The sequence below is a fragment of the Dongshaea marina genome (genome assembly GCF_003072645.1).
In the GTDB taxonomy this organism is placed as follows: Bacteria; Pseudomonadota; Gammaproteobacteria; order Enterobacterales; family Aeromonadaceae; genus Dongshaea; species Dongshaea marina.
Window position 1 is genome coordinate 3,443,036 of sequence record NZ_CP028897.1, and the last position, 25,452, is coordinate 3,468,487.

Below are 25,452 nucleotides of genomic sequence, written 5' to 3' on the forward strand. Positions count from 1 at the left end.
AGTTACCTAATATAAGCCCACTTAGCTAGTTACTGTTGATGTCTGACCAGGATTACAAAAAGAGACAATACCACCTTTAGCGTATTGACACATCGCCATATTATTCATTGTATTAATGGGTGCTCCCTGGATTTTAGTAAATACGTTAGTTGGAATGAATTCAAGGGTTGGAATGCAAGGAGTGATAGGGGTAAGAGGTGTCCATGCCGGATTAGTCACTGAGTTACAGCCCGGCGCAGGAATAATATTTACAATCGGATTTTTATCCTGAATATTTGCTGCCGGTTTTCCTGAAATAAGAACCTGAGGTCTTAAGGTTAGATAAGAAAGTGGGGCCAACCCAAAACAGCAAATCATCTGAGAAGATGTACAGGTAGCCATGATGGATGATGGTGCTCCTACAGACATAGCAGCTGCCTGATATTTGCTACTAAGAGCTTCACTTGTTTCAAGTTCATCCAGAATCCGATCAAGCTTACTGGTAACAACAGTTTGCGCAGCGACTAATCTATCTTGTTTACTTGCTCCTGTCCCTTGTGTTCTGGAACCTGTCGTATTGTCCACCCCTGCTGACTCATTACCATCCAACCCCGAAGGAGCTTCCGAATCTGGGTTTGGGTTTGGGTTTGGGTTTGGGTTTGGGTTTGGGTTTGGGTTTGGGTTTGGGTTTGGGTTTGGGTTTGGGTTTGGGTTTGGGTTTGGGTTTGGGTTTGGGTTTGGGTTTGAGTTTGAGTTTGAGTTTGAGTTTGAGTTTGAGTTTGAGTTTGAGTTTGAGTTTGAGTTTGAGTTTGAGCTTGAGCTTGAGCTTGAGCTTGAGCTTGAGCTTGAGCTTGAAAAGCTATCACTCTTTGGCGCACTCCCCTCCTGATTTCCTGAGTCAGGCTTAAGTTTTTTACCTGCATGTAGCGTTAAAGAGCTAACCCTTTGTTTATACTCATGTGTTTTTTTTACAAAAGTATGGGTATTACTGTCTAACTCATCAATAGAGAGGGGTTCGGATATAGCAGGGGTCGCCTTCAATTTTTCAGATAACTGCCCGAGGGATTCATTTAATTGAGTGGCAGAGTCAATGATCGCCTCATAATTTTTGCAGTCACCAAGCTGTGCTAAAAGGGATGAAAATCCCGGAATTAGTGACGAAATTGAAATCTTATCTCCTCCCATAATAGTATTGATAAACTCATCATAATTAGTAGGATGTTGCTCCTTCATAGTAGACTCAAACCTGAGATAGTCTGCGTTAAGATACTGATTATTAAATTCGGTTAATGAGTTAATTCTCATTGATAGCTCATTAATCAATGTTGAATCAGGGCCATATTCTTCCAGTGAAGTTTCATTCGGATTTGAAATTAAACACTCAGCCAAATTAGATAGCGCAACACTTAGCTCATTACAAAGAGGAGGAAAGTCAGACATCGCCATGAATGGCGGGATATCAAACGCTCTCATAGATGAAATATCATAGTTCCGTTTCTCTATCCTACTTAAAATATCATCCAGCATCGAGTTAAGGTCAAGTATTGGTATGCTACTCCAATCAGCCTCTAAAAAATCATTAGGAAAAGCAGAACAATCATCTTTTTCAGAAGAGGCCTTAATAATAGAATCTATGCATTGACAAAATTCATCCAGCGCATCAAAAATATCTTGGCACAAGCTATTTGCAAGTGATGCGTTTGGTATCTGTATCTTTGGAACTTTATCGGATAGAAAATTCAATTTTTTTACGCTATCTGATAATTTAACCTTTTCCATAATAAAACTTGGATCTATCGACTCTTTTATATCTTCAGCTACTCTGGAGTAGATTCCAGGTTCACTGTATTTCAGCATATCACCAGACACTAGTTTATCCGCATAAGGATCTATATCCTTAGAAAGGATATAGGTGAAACTCATAACCGATGCCAAGGATTGTTTTACTTCATCAGGGTCTATTAAATCATCATCTGTGGAGAAGCAAAGGGCCTTAGCTATCTTTAAGCAATCATCAACAATTTTGGACTGATATTCATAGGCCGATGATGAATCCCTTTTCAACTTATCGAGCTTGCTGTTAGTCTTGAGCAACGCTTGTTGATATTCTGATTCATTCTTCTCATTAGGTTCAGCTTTATACAAGTTAACCTTAGACTGTAAGTTTTGTATCTGATTATCTATTTCATGAGCCTGCACAAGCAGCCCACTAAAATGAGAGGTCTCAGCCGTATTTCTCGCGATATATAAGCTCGGAGAGATTGAACTCATTAACTGAACATGCGTTTTATGAAGTTCCCTAAGTTTAGATGCAGGTAGCTCACTCATACTTCTTGATAAAGAGTCATGTTTCTCTTGAACTGCTTGTAATCTGGATGCATCATGAGTAGTCGGTGCATCTATAGAGATACGACTCAATAACTGTTCAGCGGGATCACTCGATTCAGTAATTGGAGACGATTTCCCGAGTATCAGTTTCTGTTGCTGATTATCTATTGTCATCGATAATTGTGTTGGCTTTTCATAATTACTAATTTCTGCCCAACTTGAAATAACTCCCTTCAGGCGTTTAAAAGAAGTTGCTCTACTTTGATCCGAGTTACCCTCTGAGATCTGTGTAATATGCTGGATGGGATTAAATTTATCGAGATTCACGCTTTTCTTGTTATCGTCTAGCGAGATTTCCTTATAAATGGAGCTAATAAGAATAGCATCAGAAACTCCTAAGAAAATTTGCGAGCTGCCACATAGATTGTATAGGTTAGCAATGTTTGACTTATCCACGCCTGAGATTGGTACAGGCAAAGATGTTGCTCCAGTGATACAAAATGGATAGCTTAAAAAATCGCATGCAGTGACGGATTGAATCATCTCGGAAAACGATAATTCATTACCAGACAGACACATTTGAAAGAGCTCTCGCCTGACTGCGTATTGATAGCTCTCATATTTTGTTGCTAAATTTTCAATCTCGCTCACATCTGCACTTGAATCTATTACAGCTAAAGTCTCATGAAGCTTAATAAGCTGTAGAGTGCTTGTTGAGTTCTGAGTGTTTTTGTGCTCAACATAGTGCTCATCAGGCTCTGAATGATTCAAAGTATCCATGATATGATCAAGGTATTTTGAACTTGGAGATAATGATTTATTATTATACTTATCTCGTAATGAGTTAACCCTGTAACTATCTTGTTGATGTTGCTCCTGATAAATATCTAGTTGCGAATATAATTCAAGGGATATACTAGATAAACTACTTATATTTGCAGTTCTAAGAGCATGATGCAAGTCATTTCTTCGTTGATTTATTATTCGGCAGCTCTCTGAGCTTGATCTACCTACAGCAGAAGATGAGATACTTTCCAACATATTCATGATCTGGCATATGAGAATAGGCTCCCTGCCTGTAACTTTATAATTTACCCTCGTAAACTCAGATAAACTCAACAGTGATCTCTTCACGTTAGTGATTATCTTATATAATTTATCATTTGCATTTTTTGATAGCACATGGCAATGCAATAAAAAATCACGATAATAATCTATAGAGGATTTAGTCATAGTTAGTTAACCAATGGATGTAATCTGACCCTTTAGATTTGCAGCTAGAGATGCTTTTAGATCCAAGCTTGCTTTGCTCTTTATAGCAACAGCTTGTTCTCCCTGTAAGTTAACAGCTCCTCCCTTAATTGTTAGACTACTCCCAGATTCAACGCTTATACCTTTTTTTGCTTTGATTTTAATATCATCAGATTCTAGGTTTATACTTTTGTCTGAGACAACGCATTTTGAGTTTCCAACATCTATAGAAACACTTTTATCCTTAACTACAAGAGATGAATCTTTATGCCTTATGCTTGCACTATCCTTGCTTACCTGTATTGAAAAATCACCAACAGTTAACAATACACTATCCTTAGCATTAACAGTATATGCGTGACCTATAGAGTGGCTAGCATCTCCAGAGGCACTGTACTCAATTACGCAAGTTTGATCATCAGCCTTGCCTTTGACGGAAATAGATACGCCATCATCAGACATTGTAATCTCATGTTGTATCATACTAGTTAACCTTTTTGGCTGATGATTTGTTAATGGATAATATTAGTGAATCTCCCTTAGGTTTTTTTATATAGTACTTCCATCCGGAAATTGGCTGACGCTTGAAAATAAAGTACACAGCAAGAGGTGAGTCTTCTACGTTAATAGATAGAAGCCTAGTTCCCAATTTTGGAGATATAACATACCTCTGTACTCCTTTATCTAATGCATGTTGGCTCAGAGATGTATAGGTTTCAGTCACAAAACTCTTCTGATCCGCCGGTTGCTCAATAATCATGGTAATCGGAGTTCCTGAATTGGCCTCGTGGTCAACGGATAGTTCAACCCTAAAAGAGTCTTTATTCACCCATGGCATCAGAGAACAAGCACTAACTTCTAATATAATTAGACTTGCTAATAACACTCTAATCATTGTTTTCATACATTCTCCTTATGCTCATGCTTGAAAAGTGATAATAATTTTGATTTAACCTTAAATGTAACTATATAGGGTGAAACCTTTGGATTATCACCTTTTATTAGCCATTGGCACTTCCCACTTTTATCACACTTTGAATCAGCCATCATCTTAAATAGAGCCCATTCCCCTTGATAAGACAATTGATAACTAACACTAGCATTACTCAACCATCCAACTGAAACAGAGGGTTGGAGTTGCCAATTATACTTTAATGATTTATTCGATTGCTCCAAGGTATTAAGCCCAAGGATTTTGCTATCACCGACCTGCAAGAATGAGAGTGTCATTTTTTCATTTGAATCATTATTTGACTCAAATGGCTGAGCTTGAACTAATAGATCAATATCTAATGGCTTTCCTTTATCACTCCATAATAATTTCTGAATATGGAAAAAATAATTCATAGTGGTTAGATATGGCTGTAAGCTGACTTTTTGATTCAGAGATAAACTTTCATTCAGCTCCCACTGAGTTGTCAATGGGCTTAAGTGAATAAACTCCTTTAATAAATCATACATTTCATTGTAATAAACCCCATGGATACCAAATGAATTATTTAGTGTATCTGAGTCAATAACATTAGATGAGTTGAGATCAAAAGGAAATTGACTTTCAACCTGTGACACTTTAGGGGTTATATTTAAATCCCATGTGTCAATCAGATTATTAATTAAGAAATTGGCAATTGATTGACGAATGATTGATATGGGAGTTGAGAACAGCTTATATGAAATCTTATCAGTGAATCCATAATTATTAATAATATCGTCCATCTTACTGATTAGATTTTCTGGTGTATCACTTGATAGCTGACCATATAACCTCTTGTAGTTTTCAATATTCGTCTGACTCAGAGAATTTCTTATAGTCAATAAGATATTTTTATATGTTTGATAATCTTTTGAGGAAATAAATTCATTTAGCTTACTAAACCTAAGTTGTATCTCATATAACTCAGGTACCGTTTTAATTACAGCATCATTAAAGGATGTATTATCTCTGACATAGTCGAGCATATTTGAAAGAGGTGTGTTTTCAGAGGTTCTATCAATTAGGAACATCTGGAGATTATCAAGATTGACACTTTTGGGAAGGGTTTGCACCAATGCAGAATTCATCATATAAATATATTTATCTGCATATGTTTTGATTGAATCTCTTCCAAACTCATCTAATGAGCTGTGATTGATACCTTCCTTATCTAATATTCCAGAGAGATTCTTATATTTATTTACCAAAGGAATAATCGAGTTTTCTAGCACATTTTTAGTATAAGCCAGAGATATATTTTCTACATTTCTTGAGAATACTGAATGTGTTGTATATTGATAATACTCCTCTGGATCCAGAAGATTGATAGAGCTCTGATCCTTATTAAGGATCTCATAAAGGTTTGTGTTTAAATCAGCTGACATTAATACATGCATCAGCTGCTTTCTTCTTGCTAGCTCTAATCCATGATCGTTCATGAATTGCTGTATTTTTTTATGATAATCCAGCATTTGATTGATCACATGACTAAAGCTTTTTACATTTAGCTCTTTCCCAGGTATTAAATCTTGCAACTCAAGTAGTAATGAGCTCTGATTACACTTCTCTTCTCCATAAGGTAATTTCCCAGATAAATTGATGAAGAACCTTTTATAATTCATCCCCAGAGAGTCACTTTCTGAGAGTATGAGAGGAATGCTTGATTGTAACAGGCATAATTTTTGATTGACTACTACATTATCAGATATGAAATTCCTTAACTGATCATTTGATATATGGATGTGTCTATTATCAATAAATCCATCTAACAGCTTATTTGACATCATCCCTGTTTTTATCAATCCAACGCCTTCCTGCATGGATAATGAAATACTAATCTCATTGAATATTTTAGAGCTGTTATTATCATATATAAGTTTTAATTGCTCTGAACTCAATTTAGTCACTGCTGAGATGATGTCAGAATTTTCTTCCAACTTGTTTTTTAGCTTTGGAGAGTTAAAGGCACCAATGACAGACAAATATATTGCCTTGTCGAAGATGGACTGTGAATTATATAGCTTAGGAAGGACCTCATCATTTATTAAAAAATCAGCATACTGTTTATTTAACAATTGTGATCCCTCTGAAGTATATATATTCCTGATCAGAATCTTTTCTCTATACTTATTTCTAAGCTCTTTATAGATATTATATCCACTTTCAACATCATAACTAGATATCCCAGAAAATGGATTTTCTTTCTTAATGGCATAGTTAAACTTACTAGCCTGATAATTGTTGTATGCAAAAACACCTGACACAGAGATTGATAGCAAGCCAAATATTGAGAGCAGTATATGAGGAAGTCTGATAGATTTATTATATGACAGTGAGCAACTATTAAAATAGTTACAATATGGATTATCACTATGCAGACCATAGTTCAATTTAATTGGATTAATATTACCAGCCAAATATAATGATTTGGAAAGCTCGGTTACATATTCGACTGAAGATAAGACATGGTGCTCAAGTCTCCCGGCTGTCTCTATTAAACCTGAAATCGAATTTATATCACATTCAGGTTTAGTCATCTCTAGAGTCAAAGAATTTCTTACTTGATTAAAATTATCTATCGTTAATTTCTTTATCTCTTCTGAATTAAGATCACCTTGAACTAGAATCGCTGTTCTATTGTGCAGTTTTTTATAAAACTGCTTCAAATCCTGATCTGCTATCTCACCAAGCAATTCAATATCTATATTGCATTTGCATTTATGGAAGATCTGAACTTCAGACATAATCCTCTGGATTAAAGCTGATGGTGATACAGTTTGTTTTTCAAGTGCTACTCTATATAAGAAAAATGGAGCTTGAATGTAACTCTTACGGTAGAGCCTATCAAGCATCTTGTTCATGACTCTCATATCAAGCAAGGTTATTTCTTCGGTTGTCACGACAAACACTATCATGCTTTCATTTACAATTACAGATTGAGAAGCATCAATAATTATTACTTCCGCCTCATCCATGTTTATCAATTTTCTTATATATTTATAGACGTTATCTACATCACCTTCACTAGCAATAAAAAATGCAGGAAGAGTTATATTTTTTGCCTGCTTTTTTAATTTTTTCACCACATCCAAGTAAACTGACTTGTGCTTACTTGTTTTAACCCCAGGAATCTTAGTGCTCTTTATCAATCCAGATAGTGATGATGCCTCTTTCTTATATTTTTTATAATATTTCATGCAGCGACGAACAACTAAAAGAATGGCGACCGCACCAACAGCTGAAAAAATATATGTAGCATATTTGCTATTTATCAAGCTTAACATCAACCTTGCTCTCCATCACTTCCAAAATATAATAAACTAAACCCACTTTTCTCACTCAGAATCATCTTATTTTTAACTTCATTTTGAGTTGTTTTTTGAGTTATCTCAAATGTAGAGCTACTGCTATCACCATTAGGCGTACTCGAGGCTAACATGACCTGCTCCTCTTTATTTGCGCCAAATAGTAGTCGCTGAGACATTTCAACGCTAGCTAAATCATTAATAGTTGCCGTATTACTCACAACCGAATCAATAGCCATTTCTTCTGCATTTATGATCTCAATTCTAATTACATCCTGATTTCTTAATGGCATAAACATATTAGACATAGCCCCAGAATATTTGACTGGAACATAAAACGGCCCTTTTACATCATCGCTTTTATAAAGGCATTGAGGTAAAATTATTGCGTAACAAAGCACTTTCTCAGACAGGGTTGATATCTGGTATTTTTCACGCTCAGAACCTTGCTCATCGGCGAATGAGGATTCCGCTCCATCAAGAGTATAAAACATATATCCTTTTTGAATACTCTCATCGACTTTATCTCCAGTTATGATTTCAGCCTCAGATGTAAAACTCCTAAATGGAATATATTCTGGGTAGTCTTTCTTCTCATCACCATCATGGCTCCATACAACATCTAGCTGACAGTGATGAGTCAGCCCCAGACTCTCCCCCATCAAGGTTATTTTTTCTGCTCTATCTGATTCATCTTCTGAGCGATATCCCATGTCTTTGATTTTATTCTTTACTTTTCTTCGAGTTAAATCATTCTGTCTATATTTTAATAGTACGGATAGAATTGAAATTGAGTCACAATAGTTGGCTACTGATGACTCAAATTGCTCAGTTATCAGCTGAAATTTTTCGTACCCTGGATATATGCTAAAATATGGCATTAGTTCATTTTGACGAATAAGAAATTTGTGCGGCACATCATAGCTCTTTAATTTTTCTATTTTATTATCAACAAATAGGCTATTTATCTTTTGATCTCCAATGACGCTGGTATCAACCTGAATAATACCCTGAAATCTACTTTTCTCAGAAAACGCACTTAAATCAGTACTTACCGATGAGGCCATTGATAAATTTGATATCTGACTATTAAGTGCAATTGGGGATCTTATGTCACAGTTAATTTCTTTTATCTGCTGAAGATCTGCTTCGTGTAGCTCCTTCTTTGTCGCCTCCAGTGTAGAAGGATTATCATATAGATAATATTTAGACATGTTCTCTTTAGATGCTGAATCATAATCGTAGATAAGTTGAACATCATAACTTTCTAGAATTTCAATAAAATAGTCATAGAACGTTCGCTCGTGAGTACCAATCGCGATTTGTGCTTTCACTTCAGCCAGGACTGTACAATTTTCTATATCAAATTGAGCCCATGATTGAAAAAAATTGTTTTCATCAAAAACATCAATATAGCTCTTATTTTGATCTATATATACTGGCTTATGGAATTTCCAAAACGCATGTGCAGGATCGCAGAACTCAACTTGAAATTCTTGATCAATTGATGCTATTCCACTCTGCGGTTGATCACCAGTTAATTTAGTTGTAACTAGTGGGTTGATCATTTTTATGTGCGCTTCTTGTTCAAGATTTCCAACCGCCTGTAGATATATTTTTTTCTTGTACTTACCATCCTCTTGCTCTGAATCGTCAAAGATATAACTATTCTCAATAGTTATCAGTACAGAGAGAGGCGAATTATCATATAGAAACTGATAATCTGAATGGAACTTCAATTCATTGTACGAAATTTTGAACTTGGTAATTCCATTAAAACCATAACGCTGAAGAGATATATCTAATTCATCAATATGATAATTTGAAAGAACAAACCCTTGATATTTGCTATGCTTATTTTTTACTTGCTCTGGATTTGATGAAAAACTTAGAGGCTTTGTTGAAAATGTTTCATCAAGTGGATTTAACTCAATAATTATCTTTTGTTCTATAATATAAGGATTATATCCAACAACAGGATTTATTTTTTTTTCAATTATTTCATCAAGACGTATTGACTCATCCTTTGTCCTAAAACTCATTGAAAAATAACTTGCTAACTTTGCCAGTGATTTATTCATCAGCACTATAGCTGATTCATCGAGAGCTAATAATATCTCATCAGTTATTTGGTTTTCTAACTCATTGAGATATGACTCTGAACTCATCTGCATTTCATCTGAATTACACAGAGTTATTTCTTTAAGCAACTCAATAAAACTTAAACATCTATAAGTCATCATGAAAGCATTGGACTGACATGAGGTGATCACGTAAGGAGAGATGAGATTTAGCACTAATGAGTAAGATGTTAATAGATCATATTCCACTGCAAACTTATCACGAGAAATAAGTTTAACAACCTGTTTATGAAAGTTCCTTAATTCATCTTTACTTTCATGACTAAGTAGCAAGACAGTTGCAATGGTTAAGCAGCCAAGAAGCTCATGTGTTACCTCTCTGAACTCTGCTTCCGAGAACCCTGGTGAGCTCATTGCCCCTTGAAAAATCTCATTTATTTTTTGGTTGATGTCAACTTTATCTTTGTTTTTTTCACACATGGCCAACCGCATCAATTCATTCTTCCATAATATTTAACAACTTGACGAAGCAATCAAAATCGCTGTCTTCCCTATATTTATTGTCAAGGCTGTCATTATGGTTCTATTATTAAATTTATTGAATCAGATACGTCGCCAAAGCACTAAATACGCTATCGCTGATGTACTATAATTCCATTTAAAAACTGCCGAACCCTGGCATGAAAGATCATCAATATCGAAACCCAAAACAAGCTTTTCAGCAACGGTTCTGAAACTATCTAAAACTAATCTTATCTATTTCTTAAATATATTTTATTTCTATATTTATTCTTAGATATAAACTACCGGATAGTAACCAGTTCCACAATAAACTTCAATTTCTATTATGAGTTTTGTTTTATGGAAATTCCATTATTCAAAGCACGACCAATTTTTGATATCAAAAAGCACCCATGCTGTTGTTTTTGTCAGAAATCGAATTTACTATACTGAACACGATATATGAATCTAAAGATTCTCTATTAGAGTATCTATTATTATTTTACGAAATATATATACACCGAAAGATATACCACTGAGATAATAGCAGATGATATTACTGAGAGTATCACTCTACGTAATGATCGTTGAATAATTTTCCTCTCGTTTTCAACCCGACTTTGAGATTCACGGATTTGCTCCATGATTCGAGCCTCTGATTCCTTTCTCAATTCATTTATTCTCAGTTCTGATTCCTTGCGCTGCTCATTAAATATATTCTGCTGTACTGTCAAACGCTGGTTCTCTTTTTCCAGTAATTTCTTCTGCAGAATAATCTTTGCATCTGCCCGCTTCATCGCCTCGATTAGCTTTTCATCCAATAGCTTCTGGAGTTCATCTGAACGGCCAACTAGCTTTTCAAACTTCTCATCAGATCCCTTGATCAGCTCTTCAAATGTATAGACCATAATCTCCTCTAATTAGCGATGAATCTTGCTTTTTGGATCTTGCCAGCATGATTGTTCTATATACAGCCAGCATTACTCATAAAGATAATTCAAATCCAACATTTTTCCTTTCAATTCCGGCCATCACTGTTAGTTATGGAATTTTTATCAGGCTTCTATACAAACTTAGTTAAGTGAACCATCAAATGACGAAAATTCCAACACCAAAGCCCACAAGAATGCAACCTTGACGCATCTATTTGTTTACTAAACACGCTGTTTTTATTAATATCCAAAATGTTTCGATTTAACCTAACGAGAAATAGATGGCTAATTTAATTGATAAGCTTGCCTGGGTTTATATTAAGGACAGAAAAGTTCTGGGAGCTCGCTCGACTGGAAAAGATAACTACTATATCCCGGGAGGTAAGCGTGAACCTGGAGAAACGGATCAACAAGCTCTGAGCAGGGAGATTCGCGAGGAGCTGAGTATCTCGCTTGTTCCTGAGAGTATCAGCTACTTTGGAAGATTTGTGGCTCAGGCTGATGGAAAACCCATAGGTACACAGGTTAAACTCAGTTGCTATCGGAGCCAATACACAGGGAGATTAACAGCAGACAATGAAATCGAAGAGCTTGCCTGGCTGAGTAGTCAGGATAAGGGACGCTGTTCAACGGCAACCTGTTTACTATTAGACTCATTAAAGCTGCAGGAGCTTATTGACTAAAGCTCCCGATCGCTCCATCAGAGGTATCGCCTAAGGTATAGTCCAAGAATCGTATATAAAACAGATGCGGGGAGATAATAGAGCAGTATCACTGGCCATATCCTGCGTCTGTCCTCCAGTCTCTTTCGGATCATGGGGGAGACCCTAACACTAGCCTCTGCCGGAATTATCATGGCAAGTAAAAATAATCCAAACATAATGGCATGTACGAGGTACTCATTCCACCGAAGGGAACACAGTAACTCACTGAGGGCAGAGGAATAAGCATAGCCAGAGGTAGATAGGGAAACATTGCCGGAGGTAGCTGTCCGGCGACCCCTTTAAACAGCCCGGTCACAAACCGTAGATAATGGCCCCTCCATCGCTGTTTTAAACCCGGATTGCACTCGGGGCAGATGGATCTTTTGATCCCTTTTCTCTGGTAATAGGCCAGCTGACTCTTCTTGGTAGACCAGCCACAGTGGTAGCACTTAAAGGCCATCGCTTCTCATTCCAAATCGATGTATGAAATCCCTTCACAAATAGCCCGGATGATTAAGATAAAATCCCATCTTCAATCGCCCGATTAAGCTTGTTCTCAAGGCAGCTCCACAGGGGCCGGCTGGCCCTTGCGATCCGCTCGCCATTGAGCTCAAGAACCTGCTTGCCGGAGATGTTGAAGTTTTTCCAGCTATGGCCGTCATCATGCAGGTTGTGCAGCAGGGGCAGCACCCGGTCGATCGCCTTGGCAAACCGAGCATCCGCAGACTCTCCCTTCTCAAACTCACACCAGAGCTTTAGGCTCTGTTTACGTTTCAGATTTGGTTCTGCAGTTGGTAATTTTTTCATCCAGCAAGGCAGAAGATGTGTGGTGTAGTTGTTCTACATGAACATCTGATAACGTAGTTGGATGGATAAATCACCACTGCCCTTCGGGTTGCGCCTGAAAAAGCCCTGTTCATTGTTGCTCATCACTTATTTAGAACAACTAAACCTCATGATTCGCGTCGCGAACAGAGCATTTTCAGGGGCAACAGGTTCAAAATTGAAACGTCAACAGAGCCTAGATACTCCTCCCCCTGCTCTTCGGAGAGCATCTGCAGGAGCCGCTCTACTCCCGCTTGCTCTTTGGCCTTTTGCTCCGCCGTTTCACTGGCATAGATGATGGTATCGCCCGCATCGATCTCCCCCAGATCATGAAGAAGCAGCATCTTGATCACCCACTGTATATCGATAGCTTGCTCCGCATAGTCTTTAAGCAGCAGGGCCGACAGACACACATGCCAGCTATGCTCAGCCGAGTTCTCATAGCGCTCGAGCCCCACCGGGCGTGTTTTCCTGGTGACCGCCTTGAGCTTTTCAACCTCGACCATAAACCCAAGTATCTGCTCAATTTCATCCATTCCATCATCTCCTTTGCGCAGGACCTGTTGAGATCTCCTGTGTCAGAAGTTCAACCGAACCTGAGGCTGCTGCGATTAATTTATGCGAGCAGTAACTCCCTGAGTTCATCCAGAGAAGCCACCTCATAGTCGGGCTCAATTCCCGGTGGTTTCTGCTGATTGGTGATATTCAGCCAACAGGTATCGATACCGGCATTGATCCCCCCCTGGATATCTGAGTGTGGATTATCGCCGACCATCAGTACCTTCTCTTTGGGAGGGTGCTGCATGTGCTCAAACGCATGCTCAAAGATCCCGACATCCGGCTTGGCAACGCCAACCTCCTCAGAGATCACCAGGGGGAAAAAGGCATCCTTGAAGCCGGTACGCTCCAGACGGATGGTCTGCAGCTCAGTAAAGCCGTTGGTAATGATCCCAAGATTCACCCGACCCGACAGCGCCTCAACCAGGCTACGGGCACCCGGCAGCGGGGCGCAGATATCTGCCATCGCCGATAAGAACTCACTATTGAGGGTTTGGGTCGAAAGGTTTAGTCTCTCTGCCCAGGGCTCAAATCGAATGTGTTGCAACTGCTGAGCGGTGATCTTGCCATCCTGATAGTCGACCCACAGGGGTTTATTGATCTCCTGATACTGCTGATAATCTTCACGGGTAAAATCGATATCAAACTTAGCAAACATGGTCTTAAGACCAAGGTAGGCATCAAAATGAAACAGAGTTTCATCCGCATCAAACAGGATCCATTGGTACTTCATCGGGTACACCTATCTACTTCTATTCAGTTCCACTCCGCCATGGCCGAGTGAAGAAAAATCATGATTAGCATTACTGACCGGGATTCAGCTCAGCCTTAAGGTTGGGCGGGAGCCCGACGATCGTCAGGGTATCGGTTGCCGCATCATAGCGCACCCGTTCCCCCAGCAGCGCCCGCTCAAAGCTGATGCTAAGCCCACCACCGGTACCACTGTATTTGGTCAGGGTCTTAAGAGCGCTTCGCTCTACCGGAAAGCTCTCATCGAGCTCATAATCTGTTTTTACAAACTGGTAGAAACTCTGGCCCTGCTCGCTATCCTCACCCATTGCCTCCGAGAGCTGGCGCACATCCAGCTCCTCTCCCTGGGAGAGTTGCTCCTGGCAATATTGGTAGACCTGCTTCTTGCACTCCTGCTGTTCGGTTTTATCCAGCTCGCTCACGGCGCAGTAGGCATCAACCGCCTCCACCAGCTGCTTATTCTGCTGCCGAGCATCCAGCTCCTCCTGGGCTCCCAGAAAATCGAGAAAGAAATCGGAAACCTTGCGCCCGGCCCGTCCCTTGATAAATGAAAGGTAACGGCCGCTGTCTGCATCCACCTGCCAGGCGGTGAGATCGATACGAGCCGCCAGCTGCATCCGCTGCAGATCAAGATAGTTGGAGTGATTGAGTTCAAGCTGATGATTCACCGAAACACTCTCTTTGTGGCCCAGCAGGGTGACCAACAGATAATCACAGCCGACCCAGTTATAGTGGGCAAAAACCAGTACCCCCTGCTCCTCAAAACCATAACGATTGAGGGATTCAACCAGCAAGGAAGTCGCCTCGATGCTCATGGTCACAAACTCTTCGTCATCTCGCTTGTGGCGCTGCAGCAGGGCCTCAAAGCTCTGCTCCTCACTAAGCTCGGAGTTGAAACAGCCCAGCACCTTGCCTGGCTTGGCGTTATAGATCTGGTGAAGTTGCCCTACAAAGTCGGCCGTTGAGCCCTGCAGAGAAAGCTCCTCGGAGCGGGTCGCTGCTGCCATCTTGCCATCGCTGTCCTGGCGCAGTGAATGAAGAATAATATGCTTGATTTCAAGACTCATACTAAAACCATAGAGTTAGCCGAATGTCTCGCGTATTATAGGTCGCTGTACGTTAAGATAAAGAAGAGATCTATATCCTTATGCCGATCCTCTCCAAATACAGTGATGAGCAGGTTGAATCCCTGATGCAACAGATCCAGACTCTGTTTGATCAAAACGAGGCACCCGCCGATCTGCGCCTGATGGTTCTGGGGAACCTGACTACCCACCATATCAACCGCTTGCCGCAAGCCCAGCGCATGGAGATCGCTCAAAGCTTCTCCGCGGCCCTGACCAACTCGGTCAAGTCCAGCGGTCACTAAAAAGGATTTTGTCGTTACCCGGCCCGGCCGGGTGACGCTCTCGCCTCTCTAACCGGTTTTCCTGACAAGAGCTATTTGGCATCCTCGCCAGCCGTGCTAGGGTATTGCCCCTGTCCAAGGTTTGATCACGGAACTCCAGTGTTGCAGTTACTCCTGTTAAGGGCCCGCAAGGCTATCACTGCTCTGCTCAGAGCCCCTTTTTTCTATTTCCTGCTGACCGGCGCTTTTCTGTTTGCCTGTTATCAATATTTTCACCCCCAGGCCAAGCCAGAGATCCTGATCACTCAACCCGAGATCGCAAGGTTAAGGCAACAGCTCAGTGACGATGGCAAGCCTGTGCCCCCCTCAGAGCTGGAGCAGGGGATAAGGCAGATCGCCCACCAGCAGATCCTGGCTCAGGAGGCATTACGCCTGGGTCTTGAGCAAAGTGACCCCACCCTGATGCAGATGCTGGCCGATAAGGGAATGCGTTTTATTGAGCACCAGGCCAACGAGCAAGCGAGCAATCGGCAACGCCAACTGGATTATTATCACCGCCACCCCGAGCTATCGACTCTCTACCGCCATTACAAATTACAAAAACTCACTCTTCGCCAGAACGAACAGTGCCTGCAGCTCACACCTGTGCAAATCAAGCGCAATCTGGAATCGGGTCAGTTAACGGGGTGTTTTGAAGGCAAACAAGAGCTCTCGGTGAGCGGAAGATCCTGGTGGAATTCGCGCCACCCTCCCGTGCAGCTTGTGAATCATCAGGCACAGCTCGACCACTGGTTCGCACAGCTCGATGCCAACGGCGAGCCGGTTTTTTACCGGATCCTAAGCGCCGGCGGCCACTGGCAATTGCCATTTGCAGCGGTACAACCCGAGATCAAAACGGCTTTGCTGCAGACACTTGAGAAGCAAGCCCTGGACAAACTCTATCAGGGCTATCAGATAAGGAGGATCAAATGAGGCTCGCCATCCTCCTGTTATCACTGGTGTGCTCGAGTGCACTGGCCCATCCCTTTGTCAGCGATTACGGCTTTTTACAGCAGACGGCAGCGGGTCGATACCATCTAACCCTGGATCTCCCCGTTACCGCTGGTGCCCATGCACTTCCGAGTCTCAAAGGGTCCCCTGGTGTCACAATTGCTCCTGAGTCCCGAACCCTGAGTGAGGATGGCTTCGGTGAAGATCACTGGCGCTATGAGATCCTAAGTCACAGCGACTCCCCCGAGCTGACATTGAGCTTTCTCGGTAAAGAGAATGCACAGCTCATCCTCAGCAAACAAAACCTAAAGGGAGAGAGCAGCATTGAGCTCCTCAATGCTCAGCATGAGCGGATCCGCTTACAAGCCGATGGCTCCCCCTGGCAAACCGCTGTGACCTTTCTTGGTAAGGGGATGTGGCATGTATTAAGTGGTACCGATCATCTGCTATTTATCCTGGGGATCTTTTTACTGAGCCCTTCGCTCAGAGAGCTTCTGTCCAAGGTCACCCTGTTTACCCTGGCACATAGCATCACGCTGTCTCTGGCGGTCCTTGGCTTTGTAACTATCCCTGCCCCTCCGGTTGAAGCAGGGATTGCCCTGAGTATTCTCTATGTCTGCTTCGAGCTCAGCCAAAGACGCAATAAAAGTGCCGGCCATGTCAAATGGGTGATCTTTAGCTTCGGCCTGCTACATGGCCTTGGTTTTTCATCGGCACTGACCGCAGGCGATCTGCCTCAGGCTTCGATTCCGCTTATTCTTGGAATGTTTAACCTTGGAGTCGAAGCCGGGCAGCTGCTGTTTATCTCAGCGATGGGAGGAGTGCTCACCCTGCTGCGCCACCTAAGGCCTTTGTGGTTCAACACGGCAGAGCGGGGGCTTGTCGTCTTCATGGGGTGTAGCGCTGCATTCTGGTTTTTCCAGCGGTTACCCCCCATCTTCTTCTGAAAGTAGCCCGAATAAGGAGCCGTAACCGCTCCCTTTTATTAAATTTTTCCTATACAAATCTAAATTCCCGGTGCTACAATTCGCGCCCGTAAATCACGGGTGCCTCGCGGTGGAGGATCATAGTCATGCGTCCATTTTTCAATTCAGTTGTGAACCGGGAACTCTCCCTGCGCGCGCTGTGGCTCAGCATGCGATTTACCTTCTCAAAAACCGCTCCATCCGAGCAGAACGAGTTCTATCCCGGCAACCAACTCCTGAGGTTATGCCGCGAGCAACAATCCGCACTCCCTCCGAGTCGATCCGCTCTTTCCTGAGACCTCACTCTTCAGTGCTCTGAAGCAAGCAGTCATCGTCTCCAGGAAGGGGCATTTCCAATCACCTGTTACAGGTAAAAATTTCTATCAGCCATCAATGACCCATGTCATCATGGATGATTTAAAGTACCCGAATGGGCAACATCTCAAGGATGCAGTGTTGGATCAGATCCTCCCGCTTGTGTTGCATGAGCCTTCCCCCTGAGTCCGGCCCAACTGTATTGACGTCACGCAATGCGGAGCTTTATCCATGCGTACTCTATATAATCAACCCTCGAGCAGACTGCTTCCCAGCCAGTGGGATCTGTTTGCCCTGTTACTGATCTTCAGCGTGCTGATCGCCCTGTGCTGGGCGGGCTCAAACCTTGCTGGTCCCTTTTCGATCGGCGAGCAGATCCCAATATCCCTGAGCCCCTGGGCTCTGCCCCAGTACGCTCTGGAGACTGTGTTGCGGATGTTTATCGCGCTGGCGCTCTCCTTTGTGTTCAGCTTTATCGTCGGTGTCATCGCCGCCAAGAGTGAGCGCGCTGGCAAGCTGATCATTCCGATCATCGATATCCTGCAGTCGGTGCCGATTCTGGGCTATCTGTCGATTCTGATCATCTTCTTTGTGTCGCTGTTTCCGGGCTCCCTGCTGGGCCCTCAGTGTGCTGCGATCTTCGCGGTTTTCACCTCTCAGGTGTGGAACATGACCCTGAGCTTTTACCAGTCGCTGCGTACCGTGCCCAAAGAGCTTCGGGAAGCGGCCGAGATGTACCAACTCTCAGGCTGGCAAAAGTTCTGGAAGATGGAGGTCCCCTTCTCTATGCCGGGCCTTTTGTGGAACGCCATGATGTCGATGTCCGGAGGCTGGTTTTTTGTGGTCGCCTCTGAGGCGATCTCGGTTGGTAACCGTGAAGTGATGCTGCCCGGGATCGGCTCCTATATTCAGCAGGCGATCAACATGAGTGATGTGCCGGCGATGGGCTACGCGATTATTGCCATGCTGGCGGTCATCGTACTCTATGATCAGTTGCTGTTTCGCCCGCTGGTGACCTGGTCAGAGAAATTCGTGGTCTCGGATCTTCCCTCAGAAGGCTCCAGCTCCTGGTTTCTCACCCTGCTCAAGCGCGCCCACTGGATGCAGGCATTCTCAGGTCTTTGTGCCCGTCAGGCCAATGCCCTGGTGAATCTTGAGTGGCTTAAGCAAAAAGAGTATCGCAAACCCGAGCACCGGATGGCGGATCTCGAATATGGAAGCCTCAACAAGGGTCTGTGGTACGCCTGTTTGCTGGCGATGGCAGTGGTTTTTGTCTACTTCACCTGGGGCTTTATCTACCAGGGACAGGATATAGGGCTCAGCGAGACCCTGCATGTTCTGCTGCTGGGGCTCTATACCGCGATTCGGGTGTTTGTGTTGATCCTGATCTGCTCACTGATCTGGCTGCCGGTTGGGATCTGGGTTGGCCTGCGCCCGCGGCTTGCGCAAAAGATCCAACCGATCGCCCAGATCCTGGCTGCCTTCCCGGCCAACCTGTTCTTTCCACTGTTTATCATCCTGATCATCCATTTCAACCTGAATGTTGAGATCTGGTGTGCTCCTCTGATGGTTTTAGGGACCCAGTGGTACATACTGTTTAATGTGATTGCCGGTGCCTCTGCGATTCCGCAGGAGCTTAAACTTGCCGCACAAAATATGCAGGTCCGGGGCCTGAGCAAGTGGTTCAAGTACCTGATCCCGGCGGTCTTTCCCTTCTATATTACCGGCGCCATCGCAGCGGCGGGTGGCTCCTGGAACGCCAGTATTGTAGCCGAGGTGATGATCTGGGGCAGCCACAAGCTGGTTGCAACCGGGCTGGGTGCCTATATCGCGGAAAACACCACGGCCGGCAACCTGCCGAAGATCGCCCTCGGGGTACTGGTAATGTGTATCTGGGTCACCGCCTTCAACCGTATCTTCTGGCGACGCCTTTATCGCTACGCTGAAACTCGTTTTCGTTATTAACCACAGCTCCAGATTGTGAGGGACTAAAAATGTCAAATAACATCGTTGTTGATGTCCAACAGATCTCAAAGGCATTTAAAAAACCAGACAAGCAAGAGCTGCTGGTTCTTGAGAATGTAAATTTCACCATGAAGGAGGGTGAGATCGTCGCCCTGCTCGGTAAGTCCGGCTCAGGAAAATCAACACTGCTCAGGATCATTGCGGGTTTAACCGCACCCAGCAGCGGTGAAGTCCTCTACCGAAATCAGCCGGTGCGTAGCCCGGTTTCCGATATCTCTATGGTGTTCCAGAGCTTTGCCCTGATGCCCTGGCTCACCGTCCTGCAAAATGTGGAGCTGGGCCTGGAGGCACGTAAAATGCCACGGGCTGAACGTCGACGCCTGGCCCTGGAAGCGATCGATATGATAGGTCTGGATGGCTTTGAAAACGCCTTTCCCAGAGAGCTATCGGGCGGGATGCGCCAACGGGTCGGCTTTGCCCGGGCCCTGGTGCTCAAGCCGGATCTGCTGCTGATGGATGAGCCTTTTTCGGCGCTGGATGTGCTGACCTCAGAAAACCTGCGGGATGATCTCTTAGAGCTGTGGCAGAAAAACAGTGATATGAAAGGGATCCTCTATGTGACCCATAATATCGAAGAGGCGGTGCTGACCGCCGATCGCATCATCATCTTTGGTAGCAATCCAGGCTTTATTCGTGGCGAGCTGGCGGTCAACCTCCCCCATCCACGCAACAGTCAGGATCCGGCTGTCACGGATCTGATTGATGAGGTCTACCGGATGATGACCACAGCAGAGACCAATGAGCTGCGTGAGCGAATGAATCGGCGCAAGGCGCTCACCATCGCTTACCGCCTGCCCGATGCCGACATCGAAGAGCTGACCGGTCTTTTGGCCGAGGCCCTGGATATCCAGCAGCAGGGCACCGCCCTGGATCTGCCTGAGCTTGCCGACTATATCCGGCTAGATGTCGACGACCTGTTCCCGATCCTTGAGATCTTGTCGGTCCTTGGCCTGGCACAGGTTTCCGACGGTGATATCACCATGACCAAGCTGGGCCAACAATTTGTTGAGGCCGAGATCACCGAGCGTAAGGTGATGTTCTCAAAACTGCTGGTCAATAATATCCCGCTGGCCCGCCATGTGATCCGGGTTCTCAGAGAGCGCCCCAACCACAAGGTCCATGAGGCGCGCTTCTTAACCGAGCTCGAAGATCATTTCAGTGATGATGAAGCCAAACGGGTATTTGAAACCTTTATCGAGTGGGCTCGTTATGCCGAAATCATTGAGTATGACGCCACCAGCGGCATCCTGATGCTGGATGAAACCAACGCCTAAGCTGAGATGGAACTCACAAGATGGGCAGGAAGCCCAACCAACAGCCTAAATTCGCTGCCAAGGGAGGATCCCATTGCGTATGATAAGGGTATTGGTGATCACCTTTAAGGCTTTATATGAGACAGGAAGCTGTATCCGACTATTTTGTTGTCAATGGTGAACTGTGCTCTACCCAACACAGTGAGATCTTTGAGAGCCTCAGTCAGGACTCTTTGTATGAGGTGGTTAAGCTGGTCAATGGCAAACCTCTGTTTTTTGAAGAGCATATGCAGCGCTTTCGCGCCTCTGCGGCAAGTTATCTGCTGATCATCCCCCACAGTGATGAAGAGATCTCCCTGGAGATCGCCCGCCTGAGTAAGCAAAACCAGCAGCTGCAGATCAACTGCAAGCTCCTGTACTGCCACCAGCCAGACCAGGATATTTTTCTCACCTATATGGTACCCAGCGAATACCCATCACCTGACTCCTATACCCATGGTATTCACACCATTTTATTTAGTGGCGTCCGGGAAAATCCCAACATCAAGACCCTCAAGGGCTCATTTCGCTACCGGGTAAAGTCCGCCCGGGAGGAGGCCAATGCTTATGAAGCACTCCTCACGGATGGAGAGGGCTGCATCAGTGAAGGGAGTCGCTCCAATATCTTCTTTGTCAAAAAAGGGATGATCTATACCCCCCCGGCACAAACCGTGCTGATGGGGATCACCCGTAAGCATGTGATGGCTATCTGCCAACAGCAGGGACTGAAAGTTGTAGAAACAAGACTACACAGGGATGAGTTGGCAGAGCTTGATGGGGCATTTCTAACCGGTACCACGGTTGATGTACTTCCTGTGGCCTCTATCGATGGGCTGCAGCTTGACTCCATGAACTGCCCCGAGATCAGGATGATCATTGAGCAATACACGCAGCAGATGCAAAGCTACCTCGATAACCCCGGGCCATGACAAACCGCGCTACGGCTGCGGCCTGCCAATAACAGGTCGTTGCTTTGAGTATTAGCCGATGATCCGGTAGTTTCTGGCCTGTAGCCAGCTCTGAATCGGGTGCTTGGACTTTTCACTCTTGTGAGAAGAGGCGGGTTGCTTGTGCTGTGATGTTTTCATATAGCCCTCCTGTGTTTGAGTAACAGTTAGACCTGAACGAATCACTTCCTGTCAGGCAACTTCATCATAACCAGGATAAAAGTGTGATGCAAGTCACAGTTTCATCCTGTCTCGCTGCGACCTTGAGCGATTTTCCGGCTATTGGCAGCAACATTGCGAGATGGAGAAAACCGCTCTAATCTGAAAGATGACGCCAGATCACTCCTGGAGAGCAGGGAGCGCGAGATATGATTTTTTTTATGTATCGTAAATTTGAACGTGTTTCTCTGCGATTATTGGTGTGGATTTTACTGTTCAGCTCTTTCTTTGCCGTCTGTGTCACCCTGGTTCAACTCTACACCGATTATAAGAGTTCTCGCTCCACCCTTGAGAGTCATTTGGAGCAGATGGCAAACATCTCATCCCCGCCGATCGCCACCTCGGTGTGGAACTATAACTCAGAAGTGATGAAAGATATTCTTGAAGGCTTACTGACTCAAAAAGAGATCGCATTGGTCCAGGTCATGGATAAAGAAAATAATGTGATTTTGCAGCTTGGGAGCTCAGCTGGCTTGAGGGATGTGGTTCAAAAGGTGCCTTTGTACTATAAAGAGTCCCCTACCGAGACGGTTTTGGTTGGCCATTTTGTCATTTCGGCAACCCTGACCGGCATCTACAAACAGCTGGTCTCAAAAGCGATCGTCATCCTTATTTCACAGCTGATCAAAACCCTGCTGATGTCGATCTGCATTCTGTTCATCATAGATTTCATCATCATCAAAAACCTCAACAAGCTAAGTGACTGGGCATCCCAGGTAAAATATGACGATTTCAACAAGCCCCTGGAGCTATCAAAGCGCAGGAAATCTGAGCATGATGCTCTGGATCGGGTGGTTGAGGCAATCAACCTGATGCAGTCAAGATTTAGTAAAACCATTTCAGATAAATACCGGGTCGAGATGGAGTTGCGGGAGGAAAATGAGCAACTCAAGAAGGAGCTGATAGAGAGCTCCTCCCAATTAGATGCCTGCCTTGAGAAGCTCAGCAAGAGCAAAGATCAGGACTCCTGAAACGATCTACTAGCGCACCCTCACAGGAGCCTGGCGAGAACTGTTTGGCTCCGGTCCGGCGCTCCTATCTTGCCCGTCAGGCTACCGTCATCAGAGCTTTTCAGCGATATAGAACCCGTAACTGACAAACTCTTTGAATCTCTCATAGAGGTCAATTTCAAGCAGGTTCTCCTCCACGATTGATTTAACAGCGTCGGCCCTATCCGGGTTATCCAGAGTAAAGCTCTCAAAACGTGCCTTCAGGGGTTGGTAATAACGCTCCATCCAACAATCCTGGCTGAGGGGGAAGTAGCCAAGGAGCCTATAGCCATGAGCCTCGAGCTGAGCAATTTTCTGTGAGGGCATTGCCACCTGTGGGTATTCCCGCTCCCAATGTTGGGTAATTTCATCGGGGCGCTCAGCGGTAAGCCAGCTAAGTTCTGACACCACCAGCCGCCCTCCCGGTTTGAGGTATTTGCGCCACTCACGGATCCCTTTTTCAAACCCGATGTTATAGACAGCTCCCTCAGACCAGATCAGATCAAAAGCTCCCTCATCAAAGACAAGAGCCTCCATATTACCGACACTGGTATGGATCTTATCCCCGACTTCCTGCTTGCTGGCGCGCGCCTTAAGCTCCTCAATAAATTCCGGAAGAAAATCGACCGCAAGAATCGAGCCGTTAAAATGCCTCGCCAGCTCAAGAGTTGATGCACCGGTGCCACAGCCGATATCGGCAATCATCAGGGGTTCGGTTTGACTCAACCCCGTCAGCCGAGCTGCAAGCCGTGTCTCTTCCGGACCACCAGGCCCCTGACGCTCCTGGGTCACATGAAGTTTTACCAGTAGATCGAGATCATTCATCATCAATTCCCTAGTTATCATTGGCAGTTAGTTTTCTTGTCAGGACTCCGCAATGAGACTCAAAAAGGACTTAAGGCGCTCTCTCGGGGAGGGCAACTTCAGGAAAGTAGCTCTCCATCCTTTGCCACAACCCCTGCCAGCTCTTGTCTTCGAGCAGAAGCTCAAGTTGATCCGCACCAGGCCGCCCCCTGGCTTGATGCACAGCGACCATCTTCTCTATCGCCCGGGCCAGCTCAAACTCGAATCCGGGAAGAGCATCCGCTTTGGGGGTATCGACCCCATCCATCTCAGGCAGAGGAACAAAACTCACCAGTCCCTGTTCGGTGGCTTGCTCTCCCAGATAGTCCCTGAGTCCCGGCAACTCGGTCACCACAACCCGGGCCCCACAGGCCAGCGCCTCCACAACCACCAGCGGCAGCCCTTCATAAAACGAGGGCAGGATAAAAATGTCGGCCTGCTGTAGCGTCTTGACCAATACAGATTGCTCAACCACCCCCAAATAATTGGGGGTATGGCGCATCTGATTAAAGCTCTGTTTAATCCCCTCTCCCTCAACCCCGGTGCCATTGCCAATCAGGGTTAACTCGAATGTTTCAGGATCAAGACTTGAGGCCTCCAGGGCTTTTAGCAGCGAGGGGACCCCTTTGGCCTGACTCAGCTTACCGATATAGACAGCCCTTAGTTTATCCAATGCTTGGCGAGGCTCAGTTGAAGGATAAAATTGCAGGGGATCATAACCACTGCCACAAACATGCACCCGTTCAGGAGCAACCTCAAATAGCTCAATGATCCGCTCTCTTTGCACCGGATTCAGGGCAAACAACTGTTCACACTGCTGTAGGTGCTGGCGGACATAGGGAATGAAACGTGGGGTCAGTTCAGCCTGGCGCAGGCAGGTGCCATGACACTGTCCCAATACTGGTATTTCAGGAAATAGCTCCTTGGCCAGTGCAGTGAGAAGCCACAAGTGATGACTGACAATCAGATCGGGTTGAAACTGTTCAACCGCCTGCTGCAATCCCAGGCTAAAGGCGCGGCGATATTGCTGGTACTGTCCCTCCCCCAGATCCCGGTAGCGGGTGCTGGGATAGGGCATCACATCACTCATCCCAACCACGGGAAAGGGCAACGCCTCACTCTCAAAGTAGACGGGGAAAAAATTCTGCTCATCCAGGATATCGATTTCAGAGTGTGTCTGGGATGATGGGATCCCGGCCAGCACCGCCTGTTGATACCCACGGGTCGCTCCCGCTCTTAAGAGCTCGGTCAAAAAAACGCCGCTACCGGTTCGTCCCGGCCGTTGGGCCAGCAGATGTAAAATACGCACTTGATTACTCTATCAGGATGAGT

At 44.5% G+C, this 25,452-nt stretch carries 20 protein-coding genes; 8 read left to right on the forward strand and 12 right to left on the reverse strand.

All coding sequences use genetic code 11. The annotated features are described in order from the left end of the window. Nucleotides 1-21: 21 nt before the first annotated feature. From DB847_RS24470 to DB847_RS16190, 6 genes are all read right to left on the reverse strand, one after another. On the reverse strand, nt 22-3,540 hold the full coding sequence (locus DB847_RS24470; protein WP_159084677.1) for a DUF4280 domain-containing protein: 3,519 nt from the start codon (nt 3,538-3,540) through the stop codon (nt 22-24). Between the two features lie 6 nt (nt 3,541-3,546). After that, nucleotides 3,547-4,020 (reverse strand): type VI secretion system tip protein TssI/VgrG, encoded by a 474-nt coding sequence (gene tssI, locus DB847_RS16170; protein WP_159084678.1) that lies wholly within the window; start codon nt 4,018-4,020, stop codon nt 3,547-3,549. Between the two features lie 22 nt (nt 4,021-4,042). Further along, nucleotides 4,043-4,462 (reverse strand): type VI secretion system lipoprotein IglE, encoded by a 420-nt coding sequence (gene iglE, locus DB847_RS16175; RefSeq protein ID WP_108651625.1) that lies wholly within the window; start codon nt 4,460-4,462, stop codon nt 4,043-4,045. Beyond that, nucleotides 4,459-7,815, reverse strand: coding sequence for a hypothetical protein (locus DB847_RS16180; RefSeq protein ID WP_108651626.1), 3,357 nt, complete (start codon nt 7,813-7,815; stop codon nt 4,459-4,461). Before DB847_RS16180 ends, iglE begins: the two co-directional genes overlap by 4 nt. Then, a complete protein-coding gene (locus tag DB847_RS16185) occupies nt 7,815-10,409 on the reverse strand; it encodes a hypothetical protein (protein ID WP_108651627.1) in 2,595 nt (864 codons plus the stop codon). Before DB847_RS16185 ends, DB847_RS16180 begins: the two co-directional genes overlap by 1 nt. A gap of 506 nt (nt 10,410-10,915) precedes the next feature. After that, nucleotides 10,916-11,326 (reverse strand): hypothetical protein, encoded by a 411-nt coding sequence (locus DB847_RS16190; RefSeq protein ID WP_108651628.1) that lies wholly within the window; start codon nt 11,324-11,326, stop codon nt 10,916-10,918. A gap of 305 nt (nt 11,327-11,631) precedes the next feature. Between DB847_RS16190 and DB847_RS16195 the strand changes: the two genes are divergently transcribed. Next, entirely contained in the window at nt 11,632-12,033 is a 402-nt protein-coding gene (locus DB847_RS16195; RefSeq protein ID WP_108651629.1) for an NUDIX hydrolase, read from the forward strand. A gap of 534 nt (nt 12,034-12,567) precedes the next feature. Here the strand turns inward: DB847_RS16195 and DB847_RS16205 are convergent. The 4 genes from DB847_RS16205 to yejK form a co-directional block, all read right to left on the reverse strand. Continuing rightward, nucleotides 12,568-12,861 (reverse strand): HD domain-containing protein, encoded by a 294-nt coding sequence (locus DB847_RS16205; protein ID WP_108651631.1) that lies wholly within the window; start codon nt 12,859-12,861, stop codon nt 12,568-12,570. A gap of 146 nt (nt 12,862-13,007) precedes the next feature. Then, nucleotides 13,008-13,415 (reverse strand): HD domain-containing protein, encoded by a 408-nt coding sequence (locus DB847_RS16210; RefSeq protein WP_108651632.1) that lies wholly within the window; start codon nt 13,413-13,415, stop codon nt 13,008-13,010. An 80-nt stretch (nt 13,416-13,495) separates the two neighbouring features. Beyond that, a complete protein-coding gene (yjjG, locus tag DB847_RS16215; protein WP_108651633.1) occupies nt 13,496-14,170 on the reverse strand; it encodes a pyrimidine 5'-nucleotidase in 675 nt (224 codons plus the stop codon). A 70-nt stretch (nt 14,171-14,240) separates the two neighbouring features. Next, nucleotides 14,241-15,254, reverse strand: a complete 1,014-nt coding sequence (yejK, locus tag DB847_RS16220; protein ID WP_108651634.1) for a nucleoid-associated protein YejK — start codon at nt 15,252-15,254, stop codon at nt 14,241-14,243. An 80-nt stretch (nt 15,255-15,334) separates the two neighbouring features. Between yejK and DB847_RS16225 the strand changes: the two genes are divergently transcribed. The 7 genes from DB847_RS16225 (at nt 15,335) to DB847_RS16255 (ending at nt 23,259) form a co-directional block, all read left to right on the forward strand. After that, the gene (locus DB847_RS16225; RefSeq protein WP_108651635.1) at nt 15,335-15,556 is read left to right on the forward strand and encodes a YejL family protein; all 222 of its coding nucleotides are present in this window, start codon (nt 15,335-15,337) and stop codon (nt 15,554-15,556) included. A gap of 138 nt (nt 15,557-15,694) precedes the next feature. Continuing rightward, complete coding sequence (locus DB847_RS16230; protein ID WP_108651636.1) at nt 15,695-16,507, forward strand: hypothetical protein; 813 nt, start codon at nt 15,695-15,697, stop codon at nt 16,505-16,507. Continuing rightward, nucleotides 16,504-17,472, forward strand: a complete 969-nt coding sequence (locus DB847_RS16235) for a HupE/UreJ family protein (RefSeq protein WP_108651637.1) — start codon at nt 16,504-16,506, stop codon at nt 17,470-17,472. The genes DB847_RS16230 and DB847_RS16235 overlap by 4 nt, the downstream gene beginning before the upstream one ends. Before the next feature lie 564 nt (nt 17,473-18,036). Continuing rightward, nucleotides 18,037-19,770, forward strand: coding sequence for an ABC transporter permease (locus DB847_RS16240; RefSeq protein ID WP_108651638.1), 1,734 nt, complete (start codon nt 18,037-18,039; stop codon nt 19,768-19,770). Between the two features lie 29 nt (nt 19,771-19,799). After that, a complete protein-coding gene (locus tag DB847_RS16245) occupies nt 19,800-21,104 on the forward strand; it encodes an ABC transporter ATP-binding protein (protein ID WP_108651639.1) in 1,305 nt (434 codons plus the stop codon). A gap of 116 nt (nt 21,105-21,220) precedes the next feature. Beyond that, nucleotides 21,221-22,051 carry an aminotransferase class IV gene (locus tag DB847_RS16250; protein ID WP_108651640.1) on the forward strand — a complete coding sequence of 277 codons (831 nt, stop codon included), beginning with the start codon at nt 21,221-21,223 and terminating at the stop codon, nt 22,049-22,051. Between the two features lie 386 nt (nt 22,052-22,437). Further along, nucleotides 22,438-23,259 (forward strand): hypothetical protein, encoded by an 822-nt coding sequence (locus DB847_RS16255; protein ID WP_108651641.1) that lies wholly within the window; start codon nt 22,438-22,440, stop codon nt 23,257-23,259. A 90-nt stretch (nt 23,260-23,349) separates the two neighbouring features. On the opposite strand, the gene DB847_RS16260 is transcribed toward DB847_RS16255, so the two are convergent. After that, a complete protein-coding gene (locus DB847_RS16260) occupies nt 23,350-24,102 on the reverse strand; it encodes a class I SAM-dependent methyltransferase (protein ID WP_108651642.1) in 753 nt (250 codons plus the stop codon). Nucleotides 24,103-24,172: 70 nt separating this feature from the next. Continuing rightward, the gene (locus DB847_RS16265; protein ID WP_108651643.1) at nt 24,173-25,429 is read right to left on the reverse strand and encodes a glycosyltransferase family 4 protein; all 1,257 of its coding nucleotides are present in this window, start codon (nt 25,427-25,429) and stop codon (nt 24,173-24,175) included. Between the last annotated feature and the right edge of the window lie 23 nt (nt 25,430-25,452).

What these genes read in the sequence shown, in the direction of transcription:
- DB847_RS24470 (WP_159084677.1), bottom strand. Translation starts at nt 3,540, where the DNA reads ATGACTAAATCCTCTATAGATTATTATCGTGATTTTTTATTGCATTGC.
- tssI (WP_159084678.1), bottom strand. Translation starts at nt 4,020, where the DNA reads ATGTCTGATGATGGCGTATCTATTTCCGTCAAAGGCAAGGCTGATGAT.
- iglE (WP_108651625.1), bottom strand. Translation starts at nt 4,462, where the DNA reads ATGAAAACAATGATTAGAGTGTTATTAGCAAGTCTAATTATATTAGAA.
- DB847_RS16180 (WP_108651626.1), bottom strand. Translation starts at nt 7,815, where the DNA reads ATGTTAAGCTTGATAAATAGCAAATATGCTACATATATTTTTTCAGCT.
- DB847_RS16185 (WP_108651627.1), bottom strand. Translation starts at nt 10,409, where the DNA reads ATGCGGTTGGCCATGTGTGAAAAAAACAAAGATAAAGTTGACATCAAC.
- DB847_RS16190 (WP_108651628.1), bottom strand. Translation starts at nt 11,326, where the DNA reads ATGGTCTATACATTTGAAGAGCTGATCAAGGGATCTGATGAGAAGTTT.
- DB847_RS16195 (WP_108651629.1), top strand. Translation starts at nt 11,632, where the DNA reads ATGGCTAATTTAATTGATAAGCTTGCCTGGGTTTATATTAAGGACAGA.
- DB847_RS16205 (WP_108651631.1), bottom strand. Translation starts at nt 12,861, where the DNA reads ATGAAAAAATTACCAACTGCAGAACCAAATCTGAAACGTAAACAGAGC.
- DB847_RS16210 (WP_108651632.1), bottom strand. Translation starts at nt 13,415, where the DNA reads ATGGATGAAATTGAGCAGATACTTGGGTTTATGGTCGAGGTTGAAAAG.
- yjjG (WP_108651633.1), bottom strand. Translation starts at nt 14,170, where the DNA reads ATGAAGTACCAATGGATCCTGTTTGATGCGGATGAAACTCTGTTTCAT.
- yejK (WP_108651634.1), bottom strand. Translation starts at nt 15,254, where the DNA reads ATGAGTCTTGAAATCAAGCATATTATTCTTCATTCACTGCGCCAGGAC.
- DB847_RS16225 (WP_108651635.1), top strand. Translation starts at nt 15,335, where the DNA reads ATGCCGATCCTCTCCAAATACAGTGATGAGCAGGTTGAATCCCTGATG.
- DB847_RS16235 (WP_108651637.1), top strand. Translation starts at nt 16,504, where the DNA reads ATGAGGCTCGCCATCCTCCTGTTATCACTGGTGTGCTCGAGTGCACTG.
- DB847_RS16240 (WP_108651638.1), top strand. Translation starts at nt 18,037, where the DNA reads ATGCGTACTCTATATAATCAACCCTCGAGCAGACTGCTTCCCAGCCAG.
- DB847_RS16245 (WP_108651639.1), top strand. Translation starts at nt 19,800, where the DNA reads ATGTCAAATAACATCGTTGTTGATGTCCAACAGATCTCAAAGGCATTT.
- DB847_RS16250 (WP_108651640.1), top strand. Translation starts at nt 21,221, where the DNA reads ATGAGACAGGAAGCTGTATCCGACTATTTTGTTGTCAATGGTGAACTG.
- DB847_RS16255 (WP_108651641.1), top strand. Translation starts at nt 22,438, where the DNA reads ATGATTTTTTTTATGTATCGTAAATTTGAACGTGTTTCTCTGCGATTA.
- DB847_RS16260 (WP_108651642.1), bottom strand. Translation starts at nt 24,102, where the DNA reads ATGAATGATCTCGATCTACTGGTAAAACTTCATGTGACCCAGGAGCGT.